The 16644-nt window shown below is 62.8% G+C and carries 13 protein-coding genes and 2 tRNA genes; 10 read left to right on the top strand and 5 right to left on the bottom strand.

Going from position 1 to position 16644, the window contains the following annotated elements; genetic code table 11:
• Nucleotides 1–4 precede the first annotated feature (4 nt).
• The 10 genes from GRI34_RS03175 (at nt 5) to phoB (ending at nt 8994) form a co-directional block, all read left to right on the top strand.
• Nucleotides 5–79, top strand: a tRNA-Glu gene (locus tag GRI34_RS03175).
• A 46-nt stretch (nt 80–125) separates the two neighbouring features.
• Nucleotides 126–200 (top strand) — tRNA-Glu (locus tag GRI34_RS03170).
• A 65-nt stretch (nt 201–265) separates the two neighbouring features.
• Nucleotides 266–1438 (top strand): ATP-binding protein, encoded by a 1173-nt coding sequence (locus GRI34_RS03165; RefSeq protein WP_160594699.1) that lies wholly within the window; start codon nt 266–268, stop codon nt 1436–1438.
• Nucleotides 1439–1588: 150 nt separating this feature from the next.
• Nucleotides 1589–2950: a porin gene (locus GRI34_RS03160; RefSeq protein ID WP_160594698.1), complete on the top strand. Its 1362-nt coding sequence runs from the start codon at nt 1589–1591 to the stop codon at nt 2948–2950.
• 124 nt (nt 2951–3074) lie between these two features.
• On the top strand, nt 3075–4118 hold the full coding sequence (locus GRI34_RS03155) for a substrate-binding domain-containing protein (RefSeq protein ID WP_160594697.1): 1044 nt from the start codon (nt 3075–3077) through the stop codon (nt 4116–4118).
• Nucleotides 4119–4135: 17 nt separating this feature from the next.
• Nucleotides 4136–5521, top strand: coding sequence for a phosphate ABC transporter permease subunit PstC (gene pstC, locus GRI34_RS03150; protein WP_160594696.1), 1386 nt, complete (start codon nt 4136–4138; stop codon nt 5519–5521).
• The gene (gene pstA / locus GRI34_RS03145; RefSeq protein ID WP_090479897.1) at nt 5514–6764 is read left to right on the top strand and encodes a phosphate ABC transporter permease PstA; all 1251 of its coding nucleotides are present in this window, start codon (nt 5514–5516) and stop codon (nt 6762–6764) included. Before pstC ends, pstA begins: the two co-directional genes overlap by 8 nt.
• 38 nt (nt 6765–6802) lie before the next feature.
• A complete protein-coding gene (gene pstB / locus GRI34_RS03140) occupies nt 6803–7549 on the top strand; it encodes a phosphate ABC transporter ATP-binding protein PstB (RefSeq protein WP_234028250.1) in 747 nt (248 codons plus the stop codon).
• Between the two features lie 13 nt (nt 7550–7562).
• Nucleotides 7563–8234, top strand: coding sequence for a phosphate signaling complex protein PhoU (gene phoU, locus GRI34_RS03135; protein ID WP_090479900.1), 672 nt, complete (start codon nt 7563–7565; stop codon nt 8232–8234).
• A gap of 70 nt (nt 8235–8304) precedes the next feature.
• On the top strand, nt 8305–8994 hold the full coding sequence (gene phoB / locus GRI34_RS03130) for a phosphate regulon transcriptional regulator PhoB (protein WP_160594694.1): 690 nt from the start codon (nt 8305–8307) through the stop codon (nt 8992–8994).
• On the opposite strand, the gene GRI34_RS03125 is transcribed toward phoB, so the two are convergent.
• From GRI34_RS03125 to GRI34_RS03105, 5 genes are read right to left on the bottom strand one after another with little or no spacing between them, the layout of a single operon-like run.
• Nucleotides 8991–9716 (bottom strand): extensin-like domain-containing protein, encoded by a 726-nt coding sequence (locus tag GRI34_RS03125; RefSeq protein ID WP_199800101.1) that lies wholly within the window; start codon nt 9714–9716, stop codon nt 8991–8993. The genes phoB and GRI34_RS03125 overlap by 4 nt on opposite strands.
• A complete protein-coding gene (locus GRI34_RS03120) occupies nt 9713–10351 on the bottom strand; it encodes a LysE family translocator (protein ID WP_160594693.1) in 639 nt (212 codons plus the stop codon). Before GRI34_RS03120 ends, GRI34_RS03125 begins: the two co-directional genes overlap by 4 nt.
• 22 nt (nt 10352–10373) lie before the next feature.
• Nucleotides 10374–13913 (bottom strand): error-prone DNA polymerase, encoded by a 3540-nt coding sequence (locus GRI34_RS03115; protein WP_160594692.1) that lies wholly within the window; start codon nt 13911–13913, stop codon nt 10374–10376.
• 1 nt (nt 13914) lies between these two features.
• Nucleotides 13915–15351, bottom strand: coding sequence for a UdgX family uracil-DNA binding protein (locus GRI34_RS03110; protein WP_160594691.1), 1437 nt, complete (start codon nt 15349–15351; stop codon nt 13915–13917).
• Nucleotides 15348–16592 carry a putative DNA modification/repair radical SAM protein gene (locus GRI34_RS03105; RefSeq protein ID WP_160594690.1) on the bottom strand — a complete coding sequence of 415 codons (1245 nt, stop codon included), beginning with the start codon at nt 16590–16592 and terminating at the stop codon, nt 15348–15350. The genes GRI34_RS03110 and GRI34_RS03105 overlap by 4 nt, the downstream gene beginning before the upstream one ends.
• Between the last annotated feature and the right edge of the window lie 52 nt (nt 16593–16644).

Here is a 16644-nt window from a genome sequence, read left to right as displayed (position 1 = left end):
GTGTGGCCCGTTCGTCTAGCGGTTAGGACGCGGCCCTTTCACGGCTGAAACACGGGTTCGATTCCCGTACGGGTCACCACGGTGGCGTTATTGCATCTGCAATCCGCGCAAAGCGCCACTTGTGTGGCCCGTTCGTCTAGCGGTTAGGACGCGGCCCTTTCACGGCTGAAACACGGGTTCGATTCCCGTACGGGTCACCACTTCTCCCAAACTTCGCTCCGATTACGGCTGGCGCCGGCAAACGCGCCAAGCTAAGCGGCATGGCATGAGCGCGCGCTCCTTCCCCTGGTCCGCCTTTGCCCTGGCGATTGCAACGGCCATCGGTCTTCTCGTGCTCGAGATTCCTTTGCTCGTTGTGACTGTCATCCTGCTCGTCTGGGCGGGGTCGCTTTGGCTCGTCGGCTCGACACCGCCCCCTCCTGCGGAAAAGAACAGCGACGGCGCGATTTCGCGCGATTCCATGGGCGATCTGTTCGAGCACTCAGAAACGCCGGTCCTGCTTACAGAGGGCGGACGGGTTATTATCGCGAACATTGCCGCGCGCAGGCTGCTGGGCGCACACATCCTCGGACAGGATGTGAAGATGGCCTTGCGCCAGCCGGAAGCGGTGCGACTGCTGGAAAAGCCGGAAGACGGTGCCGCCGTTGTGAGGGGCCTCGCGCGGCGCAAAGATATCTGGCGCATCAACCGCAAGAAGCTGGATAAGAACCTTTCTGTCATCGAACTGGTCAACAAGACGGCCGAAGCCGATATCAGTCGCGCCCACACCGATTTTGTCGCCAACGCCAGTCACGAGTTGCGCACGCCGCTTGCCGCAATCCTCGGTTATGTCGAAACGCTTCGCGAGGACGGGCCGGATATCGAGCCGAAAATAGCTGAGAAATTCCTCGCGACGATCCAGCGCGAGGCGAAGCGATTACAGGACCTGGTGAGCGATCTCATGTCGTTGTCGCGCATCGAGGCTGAGAAACACGACCTGCCTGCCAAGACGGTTGCGCTAGCGGATCTTGCCAAGCGTGCTTCCCAGGATGGCGCCGGAGCAGAACGCTTGGATCGCCTGGATTTCGAAGCTCATGGCGACTTTCTAGTTCGCGGAGACGAACAGCAACTCGAACAATTGGTCCGCAACCTGGTCGACAACGCCATGAAATACGGCGCTCCGGGTACGCCGGTCACGGTCAGGCTCGTGCCTCAGGGCGATGCACGGGTGCTGATGACCGTAACCGATCGCGGCGACGGCATCGCTCCGGAACACATTCCGCATCTCACGCGCCGGTTTTACCGTACCGATCCGGGCCGTAGCCGCGCTTCCGGAGGAACCGGGCTCGGCCTCGCCATCGTGAAGCACATCGTCGAGCGACATCGCGGTAAACTGGTGATCGAGAGCAAGCAAGGTGAAGGAACCCGGGTGAAGATCACCCTTCCCCTTGCCGACTGAGCGCGCTCAATGGCCCGTTTTCCGGGCTTTCCCACAGCTATGCACACGTAATCCACAGGCTTGGAGCGTCGTGTGAACGTGTGTCACAAACCCGTAATTATCGGGTCATAGAGGCGTCTCCGGATCGTAACCTTGTAAGGGATTCGTCACATGAATTCGCCAATCCGGCTCTCCGTCATTGCCGCCGCACTAAGCTGCACCATCGCCACACCCGTATTTGCTCAGGCCGAGACGGCCCCTTCGGCTGCCCAGGAACTGGCAGAGATGCGCGCCCAGCTCGCAGCGCTCGTCACGCGCATCGACCAGCTCGAAGGCGAACTCGCCGAAGAGAAGGCTGCAAGTGTTGCGCAGGACGCGACGATCGCCGCCAACGCGGAAGCTGTTGCCGCTCCCGCCCCCGCAGTGGAGCCGCAGGTCGCTACCCTTGAAAAGAAGGATGGCTGGAGCTTCAAGCCCCGCGGCCGCCTTATGTATGATGTCGGTTTCACGAGCGTTCCCGAATCGACGGGCCGCGACGACGGCTTCGGAAACGAAGTGCGCCGCGCGCGCCTTGGTGCATCCGGTGGGCTTGGCGGAGGCTTCGGCTACAAGTTCGAGCTCGATTTCGCCGGAAACGAAGTCGAAGCGGCCGATGCCATCCTGACCTACGAGGACGGCGGGCTGGATATCGCGATCGGCCACCACAACAATTTCCAGTCCCTCGAAGAACTGACCAGCAGCCTGCACACGACCTTCATCGAACGTGCTGCTTTCACTGATGCTTTCGGGTTCGAACGCCGCATCGGCGCGTCGGTCAGCTACAGCACCGGCATCGTCTTGGCGCAGGCCGGCGTCTTCACCGACAATTTCGATGACACCGGGACGGACAATCGCGGCTTTGACGGTCGCGTGGTCGTGATGCCGAAAAGCGGCAACACCCAGTTCCACCTCGGCGGATCGCTTCACTACAACGATCTGGGCGAGGATGACGCCAGCGTACGTTATCGCCAGCGCCCGCTCGTGCACTTCACCTCCGAGCGGTTCGTGAATACCGGCAACCTGGATGCCGACAGCGAGTTCGGCATCGGTATTGAAGGCGCCGTAATCTCCGGACCTTTCCACGCTGCTGCCGAAGGCTTCTGGCAGAACGTCGACATGCCTGCGATGACCGACGACCCGACTTTCTTCGGCGGCTATGCCGAAGTCGGTTACTTCCTCACCACGGGGGACAGCCGCGGCTACAAGGGCGGCAAGTTCGATCGCACGAAGCCCGAAAGCCCCGTCGGCGAAGGCGGCATGGGTTCGGTTCAGCTAAGCCTGCGCTACGACTATCTTGATCTCAATGACGCAGGAATCGTCGGCGGCATCCAGAACGGCTACCTCGCGTCGCTGATCTGGAAACCGACGAATTACACGCTCTTCAGCCTCAACTACGGCAAGATGGACTACACCGATGCAGTCCATGCCAAGGCGGATGGCGACACCGATTATACCGTCGATGCTTTCGGAATTCGCGCTCAGGTCGATTTCTGATCCATATCCCGCTAGGGGCATCGACAACGATTCGGTGCCCCGGAGCGGAAGTCACACTTTTGTCGTCACCTTGTAACAATCCCGCGCTCTTGCGCGGCTAGTTGGACAACATAGGGGTTCTACCATGACCAAGACTTTCAAGATTGCTCTCGCCGCCGCTTCGGCTCTCGCGCTCACCGCTTGCGGTGACAATTCCGCCGGTGGCGGTTCGCGCGAACAGATCAAGGTCGTCGGCTCCTCGACCGTCTTCCCGTTCTCGAAGGCCGTTTCGGAAGCCTTCGCCCGCGACACACAATTCGCATCGCCGATCATCGAATCGACCGGCACTGGTGGCGGCATGAAGCTTTTCTGCGCCGGCGTCGGCGCCGAAACGCCGGACATCGCCAATGCCTCGCGCCGCATGAAGGCCAGCGAATTCGAAAACTGCCAGGCCAATGGCGTGACCGACATCATCGAAGTCCAGGTCGGCCTCGACGGCATCGCCCTTGCCTCCTCCAAGGGTGGCATCATGATGAACCTCACCCCCAAGATGGTGTACGAAGCGCTTGCTGCGTCGCCCTATGGCGGTGAGCAGACCACCAAGACCTGGGCCGATGTCGATCCCTCGCTCCCGGCCGAGCCGATCCTCGTTTACGGTCCGCCGAGCACCTCGGGCACGCGCGACGCGCTCAAGGAACTGATCCTCGAAGCGGGCTGCAAGACCGACGAAGCAACCAAGGCGCTCAAGGAAACCGACGAAGACCGTTACGACCAGGTCTGCACCGAAGTCCGTAGCGACGGCGCTTATGTCGACCAGGGCGAGCAGGACAACCTGATCGTGCAGAAGATCGAAGGCAATCCGAATGCCGTGGGGATTTTCGGCTACTCCTATCTTGAGGAGAATCTCGACAAGGTGCAGGGCCTGCCGATGAACGGCGTCGACCCGACCTACGAGAACATCTCCAGCTTCGAATATCCTGGCGCACGTCCGCTCTTCATGTACGTCAAGAAGGCGCACCTCGACGCCATCCCCGGCCTGAAGGAATTCCTCAGCCAGTGGGCAGGCATGTGGGGCAAGGACGGACCGCTCGCCAAGATCGGCCTCGTCGCCAATCCCGATGATGCGGCAGCTGCAGCCAATGCTGCTGTCACCGAGTACACCACGCTCGACGGTTCCGAGCTGAAGTAAGGGTAACCACGCACACAATGTCGCTAACCATTCTGCTCCTCCTGGCCCTCGGGCTCGGGCTCGCCGGATGGTTGGCGGCTCGTGCGCGTGCGTGGACCTTCCGCAAGGCGAGCCCGACCGGGCGGCTCGCCAGCTTGCCGAGCTATCACGCGTGGTACGTCGCGCTCTGGATAGTCCTGCCCGTCCTTGTCTTCATAGCTATATGGAGTGCGGTTGCGCCAGGTCTCGTGACCCAATCGGTGCTGGCTGCGCCCGCAGCCGACCAGCTTCCTGCCTTCGGCTTCCAGCGCCAGACGATCCTCAACGAAGCGCGTGCGGTTGCCACCGGGGCTGCCCAGGGTGTCTTCAATCCCCTCGCCCGCGAATTCGTCGAGCCTTATCGTGACGCCCTGTCGTTCTATAACTGGATCGGCATCGCCGCGACGCTGGTCATTGCCTTTCTCGGCGGGGCCTTCGCCTTCCTGCGCCTGAAGCCCGATTTCACTGCCCGCACGCGGGTGGAACGTATCGTCATGGCGATCCTGCTGGGCGCCTCGCTGGTGGCCATCCTGACGACCATCGGGATCTTCGTCAGCCTTGTTTTCGAAACGCTGCGCTTCTTCGGAATGGTCAACCCGATCGACTTCCTTTTCGGAACGCACTGGGCACCTGACCCGATGAGCAATCCGGAGAACCCGGATGCCACCCGCTACGGTGCAATCCCGCTCTTCTGGGGCACACTGTTCATCGGTGCGATCATCGCCATGATCGTGGCGATACCGCTCGGCCTGATGAGCGCTGTCTACCTGACGCAGTATGCCAACCCGCGCCTGCGCGCCTGGGTGAAACCGACCCTCGAAATCCTCGCTGGCGTGCCGACCGTGGTCTACGGTTACTTCGCCGCGCTCACCATCGCCCCTGCGATCCGCGACCTGGCCGTCGACCTAGGCGCATCGAACCCGTCTTCCGAAAGTGCGCTCGCTGCAGGCCTGGTCATGGGTGTTATGATCATTCCGTTCGTGTCTTCGATGGCCGACGATTCGATTGCAGCCGTGCCGCAATCCATGCGCGACGGCAGCCTTGCGATGGGCGCCACGACGAACGAGACAATCCGCCGTGTTCTGGTTCCGGCAGCCCTTCCCGGCATCGTGGCCGGCGTGATGCTCGCCATCAGCCGCGCGATTGGCGAAACCATGATCGTGGTGATGGCCGCATCGACTGCGGCAAACCTCAGCGCCAACCCGCTCGATTCCATGACCACCGTCACAGTGCAGATTGTCGCTATGCTGACGGGCGAAGGCAGCTTCGACCACCCGGCCACGCTCAGCGCTTTTGCGCTCGGCTTCGTCCTGTTCATGGTCACGCTCGGTCTCAACTTCATCGCCCTGCGCGTCGTTAAGAGGTTCCGCGAAGCTTATGAGTGAGCACATCGCCCCCACGCGTACGCCCGCTTTCGAGGCGCGTCTCAAAAAGCGCTATGCAGCGGAGAAGCGCTTCCGGTCGCTTGGCCTTGCAGCGATCGTTTTCTCGGTCGCCGTGCTGGTTTACCTGCTTGGCACGATGACGCTGAACGGCATCGGCGGCTTCCAGCGCGCCGAGCTGGAAGTGCCGATCGACTTTACCCAAGCAGGTCTATCCGCAGACCCCGCGACGATGGATTCCCCCCAAGCGCTGCAATCGCTGCAAGGTCAGGGACTTCCCGAAGTGGTTCAGTACTTCGCGCAGGAATCCTTGGGTGAAGCCGGAGCCGAAGAGCTTGGTGCACAGGCCTGGCGTGACGTCGCGCAGGCCATCATCGACGATCCGTCGATCGTGCGCGGACAGGAAACCTTCTGGCTTCCCGCCAGTGCAGACCTCGCCAGCGGATATTCCGGTGAAGGGTCGCAAGACTTGCAAGCGCTGGCCGCAGAGCTCGATGCAGCGGGTAAGATCGACAAGAATTTCGATGCCGGCTTCTTCTCCCGCGCCGATGCCACCAACCCGCAGCAGGTGGGTATCTGGGGCGCCCTCAAGGGCTCGATGCTGACGATGATCGTCACGCTCCTGCTGGCCTTCCCGATCGGCGTTCTGGCCGCGCTTTATCTCGAAGAGTACGCGCCGAAGAACCGTTGGACCGACCTGATCGAGCTTTCGATCAACAACCTTGCGGCCGTGCCGTCGATCATCTTCGGCCTGCTCGGCCTTGCCGTATTCCTGACCCTGTTCCCCAACCTGCGTTCCGCCCCCGTCATCGGTGGTATGACGCTCGCGCTGATGACCATGCCGGTCATCGTCATCGCAGGCCGCAACGCGATCAAGGCGGTTCCGCCGAGCATTCGCGACGGCGCGCTGGCCGTTGGGGCATCGCCGGTCCAGGTGGTGTTCCACCACGTCCTGCCGCTGGCCTTGCCCGGTATCCTGACGGGTACGATCATCGGCATGGCCCGCGCGCTCGGCGAAACCGCTCCCCTGCTGATGATCGGAATGCGCGCTTTCGTCGCCAGCCCACCCGACGGCTTCACATCGCCTGCCACCGTCCTGCCCATGCAGATCTTCCTCTGGTCGGATGAAATCGACCGCGGTTTCGTGGAACGGACAAGTGCGGCTATCATCGTCCTATTGCTGTTCCTCCTGCTGATGAACGGCCTCGCCATCTACCTGCGCAACAAGTTCGAGAAAAAGTGGTGACCGTAGTTCACGAAAACCTGGAAGATACCGACGCCAAGATGAGCGCGCGGGACGTCTCCGTCTACTACGGCGACAAGAAGGCGATCGACGAAGTGTCGATCGATATCCCCACGCGCTACGTCACGGCATTCATCGGCCCCTCGGGCTGCGGCAAGTCGACTTTCCTGCGCACGCTTAACCGCATGAACGACACTATCCCTTCGGCCCGCGTCGAAGGCGACATCATGCTCGACGGCGAAGATATCTACAAATCGGGCATGGACGTGGTGCAGCTGCGCGCACGTGTCGGCATGGTCTTCCAGAAGCCCAACCCCTTCCCCAAGTCGATCTACGAGAACATCGCCTACGGTCCGAAGATCCACGGCCTGGCCGAAGGTAAGGAAGAACTGGACGCGGTCGTCGAGAAATCGCTTCGCCGTGCTGGTCTATGGGAAGAAGTGAAGGATCGCCTGCAGGACAGCGGCACCGCGCTTTCGGGTGGTCAGCAGCAGCGCCTGTGCATCGCGCGCGCAATTGCAGTCGATCCCGAAGTCATCCTCATGGACGAACCCTGCTCGGCCCTCGATCCGATCGCCACGGCGAAGATCGAGGAACTGATCGACGAACTCAATGGCCGATATGCCATCGTCATTGTCACGCACTCGATGCAGCAGGCGGCCCGCGTCAGCCAGCGCACGGCCTTCTTCCACCTCGGAAAGATGGTGGAATATGGTCGTACTTCTGACATATTCACCAATCCGCTCGAGCAGCGGACCCAAGATTACATCACCGGCCGGTACGGATAAGGCTTTGGAAAAGATGCAAGAACATACCGTAAAAGCCTTCGACGAAGACATCACGCGCCTGCGCGGCCTGATCGCCGAAATGGGCGGATTGGCCGAAGTCGCGATCCAGCAATCGCTCGACGCACTTGTCCGCGGTGACGACGATCTGGCGAAAAAGGTTGTCAAAGGCGACAAGAAGATCGACGCGCTGGAAAGCGAGATCGACAAGCTTGCTGTGCGCATCATTGCTCTGCGCGCGCCCATGGCGGATGACCTTCGCGAAGTCATTGCTGCACTGAAAATCGCCGGCGTGGTCGAGCGTATCGGCGACTATTCCAAGAATATCGCCAAGGCGAGCCGCGAGATCGGCGACAATCGCAAGAAGTTCGAACCGCTCACCCTGCTTCCCGCCATGGCGGAAGTGGCCAGCGAAATGGTCCACGATGTATTGACCGCCTATGCAGCCCGTGATCCGGAACTTGCCAAGGAAGTCATCCTGGCGGACGAAAAGGTCGATGCCTTCTACAACTCGATCTTCCGCAACCTCGTCAGCCACATGGTCGAAAATCCCTCGATGATCTCGAGCGCGGCGCAGCTACTTTTTGTAGCCCGCAATCTCGAACGTATAGGGGATCACGCGACTAACGTAGCCGAAATGGTGCACTTTGCAGCTACCGGACAATATCCGGTCGACGAGGACGGCTGACACATTCCTGTAGCCTGGGGGTCATAAAGACGTGTCCAACGAGAAACCACGCTCGCATGGAGACGCGAAAGTGCAGGCTGCCAAACTTCTTCTGGTTGAGGACGATCCCGCCCTCTCCGAGCTTCTGGAATACCGCTTTTCAAATGAAGGCTACAACGTCCGGACCACGCCGGACGGTGATGAAGCGATCCTGCTTGCGAGCGAGGAAACGCCCGACCTCGTTATCCTAGACTGGATGATCGAGGGTACCAGTGGCATCGAAGTCTGCCGCAGGCTGCGACGCGACAAATCGACCGCGCACGTCCCGATCATAATGCTCACCGCGCGCGAGACCGAGGACGACCGTGTGCGCGGCCTCGAAACCGGCGCCGACGACTATCTCACCAAGCCGTTCTCACCGCGCGAACTGCTCGCCCGGGTGTCCGCCGTGATGCGGCGCATCCGGCCGGTTCTGGCAGGCGAGACAATCGAGGCTGGCGACCTGTCGCTCGACCCCGTTGCACACAAGGTCATGCGCCGCGGCAAGGTGCTCAAGGTTGGCCCCACCGAATACCGCCTGCTGAAGTTCTTCATGGAGAGCCCGGGCCGTGTGTTTAGCCGCAACCAGTTGCTTGACGCCGTATGGGGCACGGAAAGCGATATCGAACTCCGGACCGTCGATGTGCACATCCGGCGCCTTCGCAAGGCACTGGAGGTCGAGGGACTGAAAGACCCGATCCGCACCGTCCGCAGCGCCGGATACTCGCTCGAAGCGGTCTAGCGACACAGCCCCCCGCGCCGAGCGCCCATGTCGAAGTGGAAGTGATCGGTGTGGGCGGCATTGTAATCGGGCGAAAGCACGATGCCAAAGCTGTCACAGGCGCGGTCGCGGACTTCACGCAGGAAGCGGGCCTTGTCTCCCTCTCCGTCCCAGTCGCCCAGAACGCTGATGCGCGTGCCGTCGGCGAGGACGAAGCCGGCAATATCCAGCGCATTGCCCGTGGCATGCTGGCTCCAGGGCCCTTCACCGCGACCATAGAGGCGGCGGCAGGAATACGCCCCCAAATGCTCGATCTGCGCCACTTCGCTACCGAAAATTTCCTGCGCCGCCGGATTGAGGCCGTCGCGCTTCCACAGCTGCAATGCGATCGCGACCGGACAGGTCGTGGGTGGCGTATCCGGGCTGAGGGGGAAATCCGACAGTTGCGTGCGGTCCTCGCGCCGGCACGGCCCCTCGCCGGCAGGTTCGAGCGCGTTGAACGCAACGGCGCTCCGCTCCAGCACGGCCCGGCACTGCGGGACATCGCCGCGCAGGGCCAACAGCTTCGCTTCGGTAGCCCAGCCAACCGGGTCGTTCAGGTCGAGCGGCGCCCATGGATCGTGCTCTGGATGAGCGGCCAACCAGGCACGGCCAGCAACGGCTAAACCGATCAGGATCAGCACGGCGATCACCCGCCGGTCTCCGACAAACTTCCCGATGTGGCGCGAAAGCGTGAACTTCAAATCTGCGTACCCATGAGATCGACCAGGATGGCGATCGCTATCAGGATGAATACGATTCCGATGCCCCGATCGATCCAGACGCGCGTTGCCGCGCGCTCCATCAACCGGGCGAGGCGCTTTCCGGCGGCGATATAGAGCCAACCGATGACGAGGTCCGCCACCAGGGCGACCACGGCCAGCACGACGATTTGCAAGGGCACGCTGCGCTCCGGATCGACGAAGGGTGGAATGATTGCGACCATGTAGACAAGGGACTTGGGATTGCCGATCGCGACCGCGATACCGTCGCGAAAGGCATGGTTGGATACCTTGCGCGGCGGCGCGTCGCCCTTGCCTTCGTCCGCGTGGAATGAATGGCGGATAGCCTTGATGCCGAGCCAGGCGAGATAGGCAACACCGGCAATCGCGAGCAGCCGGAAGGCCAGCGGATATGCGCTCGCCAATGCGCCAAGGCCGAGCGCGGCGAAAGCCCACCAGACGAAATAGCCGACCTGCATGCCCATCAGCGCCGCCCATCCCGAACGCGGCCCGCGCCAGATGGCCTGCCCCATGACGAACATCATCGACGGGCCGGGCACGATGCTGGTCGTGGCCGTGACGATCAGGAATGCAAGGAGGGTTTCGGTGCCGATCACGCCTGCGCCCTTAACCGTGGCCTCAATGGAAGTCGCGCGATTTCGGAATGATGCGCACATCGCGCGGATGGCTGCCATGCCAGCCGCATTCGCGATTGCCCGGCGGCGGTTCCTGCCACGGCTCGACGGGCTGGTAGGGATCGTCCTTGCCCTCGCGCAGATTGTCGCGTGGATTGAACTTGTCGGGCAGCGGCGAAGAGACATGGTCCGCGCGCGCAAGCGGGGCGTTGAGCATGTCGTCGGACAGCCTGTGCAACTGGTCTGTCGCATCGGTCATGTGCTGCGCGATCACGTGGATCACCTCGTCATCGTATTCGACACGCCCGCGCACCTCCATCAGGCGCGCGCCCATGACCACGCGGCGCTGCTTTTCCTTCAGGTCCGGCCAGACGACGAGGTTGATGACGCCCGTCTCGTCTTCCAGCGTGATGAAGCACACGCCCTTGGCGCTGCCCGGACGCTGACGGATCAGTACCACGCCCCCAACATGGACCATGGAGCGGAATTTCTTCGCCCGCAGGTCGCAGGCGCGCACGAAGCCGCGCTCGGCCAGGCTGGCGCGCAGGAAGGCCATAGGGTGCGCCTTCAGGCTGAGACGCGTGGTCTGGTAATCCGCCACGACTTCCTCTGAGAGCGGCATCTGCGGCAGGCGGGTAGCGTGCTTCTCCGCCCCCTCGTCGCGCGCAGCAGCGGCGGCGAAGAGCGGCAGGTCCGCCCCGCCGACAAGGCTGCGCGCATCCCACAAGGCCTGCCTGCGCGAGAGGCCCATCGAGCCGAAAGCATCCGCGCTCGCCAGCCGCTCGACATGGGCGGGACCGGTGCGGGCACGGTCGCGCAGGGCGCGCACATCGGCATAGGCGCCGTTGGCCTCGCGTTCGGCGATCAGCTGCGCCGCCACCGCCTCGGGCAATCCGTCGATCTGGCGCAGGCCAAGACGCAGCGCGATATGCTTGTCGAGCCGTCCGCTGTCGCCCGCACCCGCCCCGCCTTCGCCGGTCCGCTCCAGCGTGCAGTCCCATTGCGACAGGTTCACGTCCGCCGGGAGCACACGCACGCCGTGTTCCGCCGCATCGCGCACGATCTGTGCGGGCGCATAAAAGCCCATCGGCTGCGAATTGAGCAGCGCGCAGGCGAAGGCGGCGGGGAAGTGGCATTTGAGCCAGCTCGACACATAGACGAGATGCGCAAAACTGGCCGCATGGCTTTCGGGAAAGCCGTATTCGCCGAAACCGCGGATCTGGTTAAAGCAGCGCTGCGCGAACTCGCGGTCGTAGCCGCGCGTCACCATGCGCTCGACCATCATGTCCTGAAGCTCGTCCACCATTCCGCGGCTGCGGAAAGTGGCCATGGCCTTGCGCAGGCGGTTTGCCTCCTTGGAGGAGAACTTCGCCGCGTCGAGGGCGATCTTCATCGCCTGTTCCTGGAAGATCGGGACGCCCAGCGTGCGCTCGAGAATGCTCGACAATTCGTCCGGCGGGCCATGCTGCGGACTTGGCGCAGGGATGACCACGGGTTCGGCCCCGCGTCGGCGCTTCAGATAGGGGTGGACCATGTCGCCCTGGATCGGCCCGGGCCGCACGATGGCGACCTGGATGACGAGATCGTAGAACTGGCGCGGGCGCAGGCGCGGAAGCATGTTCATCTGCGCCCGGCTTTCGACCTGGAACACGCCGAGCGAATCCCCCGTGCGCAGCATGGCATAGGTTTCCGGGTCCTCGCGCGGGACATTGGCCAGCGTCAGCGTGCGGCCGTGATGATCGTCGAGCAGGTCGAGGCATTTCCTGATGCAGGTCAGCATGCCCAGCGCCAGCACGTCGACCTTGAGGATACCCAGCGCCTCGATATCGTCCTTGTCCCATTCGATGAAACTGCGATCGGGCATGGCGCCATTGCCGACCGGCACCGTCTCGGTCAGTGCACCTTCGGTCAGGATGAACCCACCGACGTGCTGCGACAAATGGCGCGGCATTCCAATCATTTGCTCCGTCAGCTTGAGAACCCGCTTCAGGTGCGGATCGGTCACGTCCATGCCGGTTTCCTGGGCGTGCTTCTCGCTAATCTCGCGGCCCCACCCGCCCCAGACCGTCTTGGCGAGCGCGGCGGTGACGTCTTCGGTCAGCCCCATCGCCTTGCCCACCTCGCGGATCGCCATGCGCGGGCGATAATGGATCACCGTGGCGCATAGCCCGGCGCGGTGGCGGCCGTATTTGCGATAGAGATACTGGATCACCTCCTCGCGCCGCTCATGCTCGAAATCGACGTCGATATCGGGCGGCTCCTTGCGGTCTTCGGAGATGAAGCGGTCGAACAGCAACTGGTGCTGTGCCGGGTCGACATTGGTGATGCCGAGGCAGTAGCAGACGGCCGAATTGGCCGCGCTGCCGCGTCCCTGGCACAGGATCGGCGGGTCGACCTTCTCCCGCGCGAAATCGACGATGTCCTTGATGGTCAGGAAATAGCGCGCGAGGTCCATCTTCCCGATCAGCGCCAGTTCCTTGTGCAGCGTTTCGGTGACGCTGTCCGGAATGCCTGCCGGATAGCGCCACTCAGCACCCTTCCAAGTCTCGCTTTCGAGATATTCCTGCGGTTCGACGCCGCCTGGATAGAGTTCTTCGGGATATTCGTATTTCAGCTCGTCGAGGCTGAAGTCGCAGGCATCGGCCACTTCGCGCGCGGCGGAAATGGCGTGCGGCCAGCGTTCGAACAGGCGGTACATGGTCTCGGGCGGTTTCAGGTAACGCTCGGCATTGCCGTGGAGGAGGTGCCCGGCGCGTGCCACAGTGGTCTTGTGCCGGATCGCGGTCATCACGTCCTGCAGCGGCCGCCTGTCAGGCGTCGCGTAATGGACATCGTTGGTGGCAAGGATCGACAGGCCGTTCGCGCGGGCCAGCGCATCGAGCCGTTCGATCCGCGCGATGTCACTATCGGTATAAAGAAAGGCCGCAGCGATATGGCGCAGGGTCGGCAGGCCCGCGGCAAGATGCGGGACGATGTCCTCGAAGGGTGCGGCGATCAGTTCCTGCACCTTCTCGCCGGCGAGCCCGACGACATTGCTTGCCCATGCAGGCACGGTGAATTCGCGGGCAAGGTCGCGCGGGGGAAGCAGGATCAGCTGCACCCCCTCGCTATGCGCGGCCAGCATCGGCAGGGAGATGTCGCATTCGCCCTTCTCCTGCCATTCGCCCGACAGCGTGCGCATGCGCCCGGCGGAAATCAGGCGGCACAGGCGGCCATAGGCCTTGCGGCTTTTCGGATAGGCGAGGAAGGCCAGCCCCTCGACCGTTTCGATCCGGCAGCCGATACATGGCTTCAGCTTGAGTGTTTTTGCCTCGGTATGGACGCGCACCACGCCTGCCATGGTGTTGGCATCCGCAATCCCGACCGCGTCATAACCCAGCGCGCGCGCCTGCAGGACGAGGTCGACCGCGTCCGACGCGCCGCGCAGGAAGCTGAAACAGGATACAAGGCCGAGTTCGACAAAGGGGCTGCGCGGAGGGGCGTCTATGCCCGCAGGGTCGAGATCGATCGTCCGCTTGGGTATCTGGAGGTCGTTCTCGGGCATGTCACGCCAGCTCCTCCAGCCGCGTCTTCACTGCGGCGAGATCGGCATCGAACAGCCGCGCCTGCTCTTCACGCGCCGAACCTTCGAGGCGCAGGAGGTAGGAGGGGTGCGCGGTGACCCACAGCTCGCTGCCGTCTTCCAGCGGAATGGGGCTCCCTCGAACCTTGGAAATGCTCACCGTCTTGCCAAGCATCCCGCGCGCCGCGCTGGCCCCCATGGCAAGCACCAGTTTCGGTTTCACGATCGCGCGCTCGCTCTCGATCCACCAGCGGCAGGTATCGATCTCCTTCGCGCCCGGATTCTGGTGCAGCCGCCGCTTGCCGCGCTGCACATATTTGAAATGCTTCACCGCATTGGTGACGTAAGCGGCGCGCCGGTCGATCCCTGTCTTTTCGAGATGCGCGTCCAGTAGCTGCCCGGCAGGACCGACGAAGGGACGGCCGATCTGGTCCTCCTGGTCGCCGGGCTGTTCACCGACGATCATCAGTGCCGCGTCCTGCGGCCCCTCGCCCATGACGGCATGGTTATCGAGGCTGCCGATAGGACATTTGCGGCAGGCATGGATCGCCTTGTCGATCGCGGCGAGCGTATCGGGCCGCTCCTCGAACTCCAGCGCGCCTTTCTCGACCATCTTGGCCTCGCGCCCCTGCGCGCCCGCGACCAGCTCGGGAATGAGCGAAGCCTCGGGCATGTTCTTCCAGTATTTCTTGGGCATCTCCTTGAGCATCGCGCCGATCTTCAGGCGCGCGGGGTTGAAGATGGAGGCGTAATAGGTGCGCCAGAGGTCCTCCATGGGATCGCCGCCGGGCGCATCGTGACGCTCGGCAGGCGGACCTTCGGACATGGTCTCCCCGTCCCAGTGCAGGCTGCCGCGCGGGGTCAGGATCGACCAGCGCATGTTGGAGAAGCGCCGCATGAAGAAACCCGCATTGGCGCGCAGGATGTGATGCTCGGGCTCAAACCAGGCGACGTAATGCTCGCCCACCTCTTCGTCCTCACTCTCCACCAGCCGGAAGCGGACGAAGGCGTGCATCTTGTGACTGTCACGCCGCACGTTCTTGTCGAGTTCCTCCACGCGGCGGACATCGGAATCGGCCTTGTCTTCCATCATCCGCGGGGAAGACTGGAGCCGCCAGAGCAGGCGGTAGAGCAGCGCAAAACGCTCGGGATCGGAATGGAGGATGGCATTCCTCGCCAGGCTCACGAAACGCCGGTTGGCGCGCACCGGCTTTGCATCCATCGGCGGCACGGGCATGCGGCGCTCGCCATGCGCGAAGAGGTCGCCGCTCCCACCCGGCTCGACCCAGGCGATACGGTCGGGCGGCACATCGCTCTGGACGAGCGCGCGCGCCCGCTCGCGCCAGAAGTCGAAATCATCCGGCTCCGGCAGGTGCACCACGTAATAGGTGCCGAGCTTGACGTGCTGGAGAGCGGTCATGCGGCAAACAGCTCCAATTGCTCGGACTTGGGCGCGAGCAGGCTGCGCAAATCGGCGCGGTCGGTCAGGGTGACGGGGCGCCAGTCGACGGTACAGATGAAGGGCCGCACCTTGGTGATCGACTGGGTGAGCAGCGCCACATCGTCGAGCCGCAAAGCGCGGTGGCGGCGGCTCGCCAGGATCTTGCCCACCGCCTTTACCCCGAGACCCGGCACACGCAGCAATTGCTCCTTGCTCGCGCGGTTCACATCGATCGGAAAGGCCTCTCGGAACTTCAATGCCCAAGCGAGCTTGGGATCGATATCGAGCGGCAGGTTTCCATCCGCCTCGGTCGCCTGCATCACATCGCTGGGCTTGTAGCCGTAGAAGCGCATCAGCCAGTCGGACTGGTAGAGCCGATGCTCGCGGATCAGCGGCGGGCGCTTCAGCGGCAGCACTGCGCTGGCATCGGGGATCGGCGAGAACGCGCTATAATAGACGCGGCGCAGGCGGAAATTGTCGTAGAGCCTGCTGGCCTTGCCAACGATATCCGCATCGGTCGCGGCATCGGCGCCGACGATCATTTGCGTCGATTGGCCCGCAGGCGCGAACCGCGGTGCATGGCGGAAACGCTTTCTCGCATCCTTCGCCTCGACGAGATCGGACTTCACCTTGCCCATCGCGCCTTCGATCTGGCGCGCATCCTTGTCGGGCGCGAGACGGGTCAGGCCGCTGTCGGTCGGCAGTTCGACATTGATCGAGACGCGGTCGGCATAGAGCCCCGCCTGGTGCACGATTTCCGCATCCGCCTCGGGGATGGTCTTCAAATGGATATAGCCGCGAAAATCGTGCTCTTCGCGCAGGATACGCGCGACTTCGACGATCTGCTCCATCGTGTGATTGGAATTCTTCACGATGCCCGAAGAGAGGAACAGCCCCTCGATATAGTTGCGGCGGTAGAAGGCGAGCGTCAGGTCGACCACTTCCTGAGGGCTGAAGCGCGCCCGCGCCACGTTCGAGCTCTTGCGGTTGACGCAGTAATGGCAGTCGAAGACGCAGTGATTGGTCAGCAGGATCTTGAGCAGGCTGATACACCGGCCATCGGGCGCATAGGCATGGCAGATGCCCATCCCCTCGGTCGAGCCGATGCCCTTGCCGCCGAGGCTGTTCTTCTTCGCCGTGCCGGACGACGCGCACGAAGCATCGTATTTCGCCGCATCGGCGAGAATCTCGAGTTTCTGCAGGATCGTTTGCGCGGCCATATGTTCACTATACGTTCCGCTGTAGGATTCGCAAATATCAAAAGATACATCG

It is taken from the genome of Qipengyuania aquimaris, from assembly GCF_009827445.1.
Classification (GTDB): Bacteria; Pseudomonadota; Alphaproteobacteria; order Sphingomonadales; family Sphingomonadaceae; genus Qipengyuania; species Qipengyuania aquimaris.
Note: the sequence above shows the minus strand (reverse complement) of the source record. Positions and strands in the feature narration are given on the sequence as shown.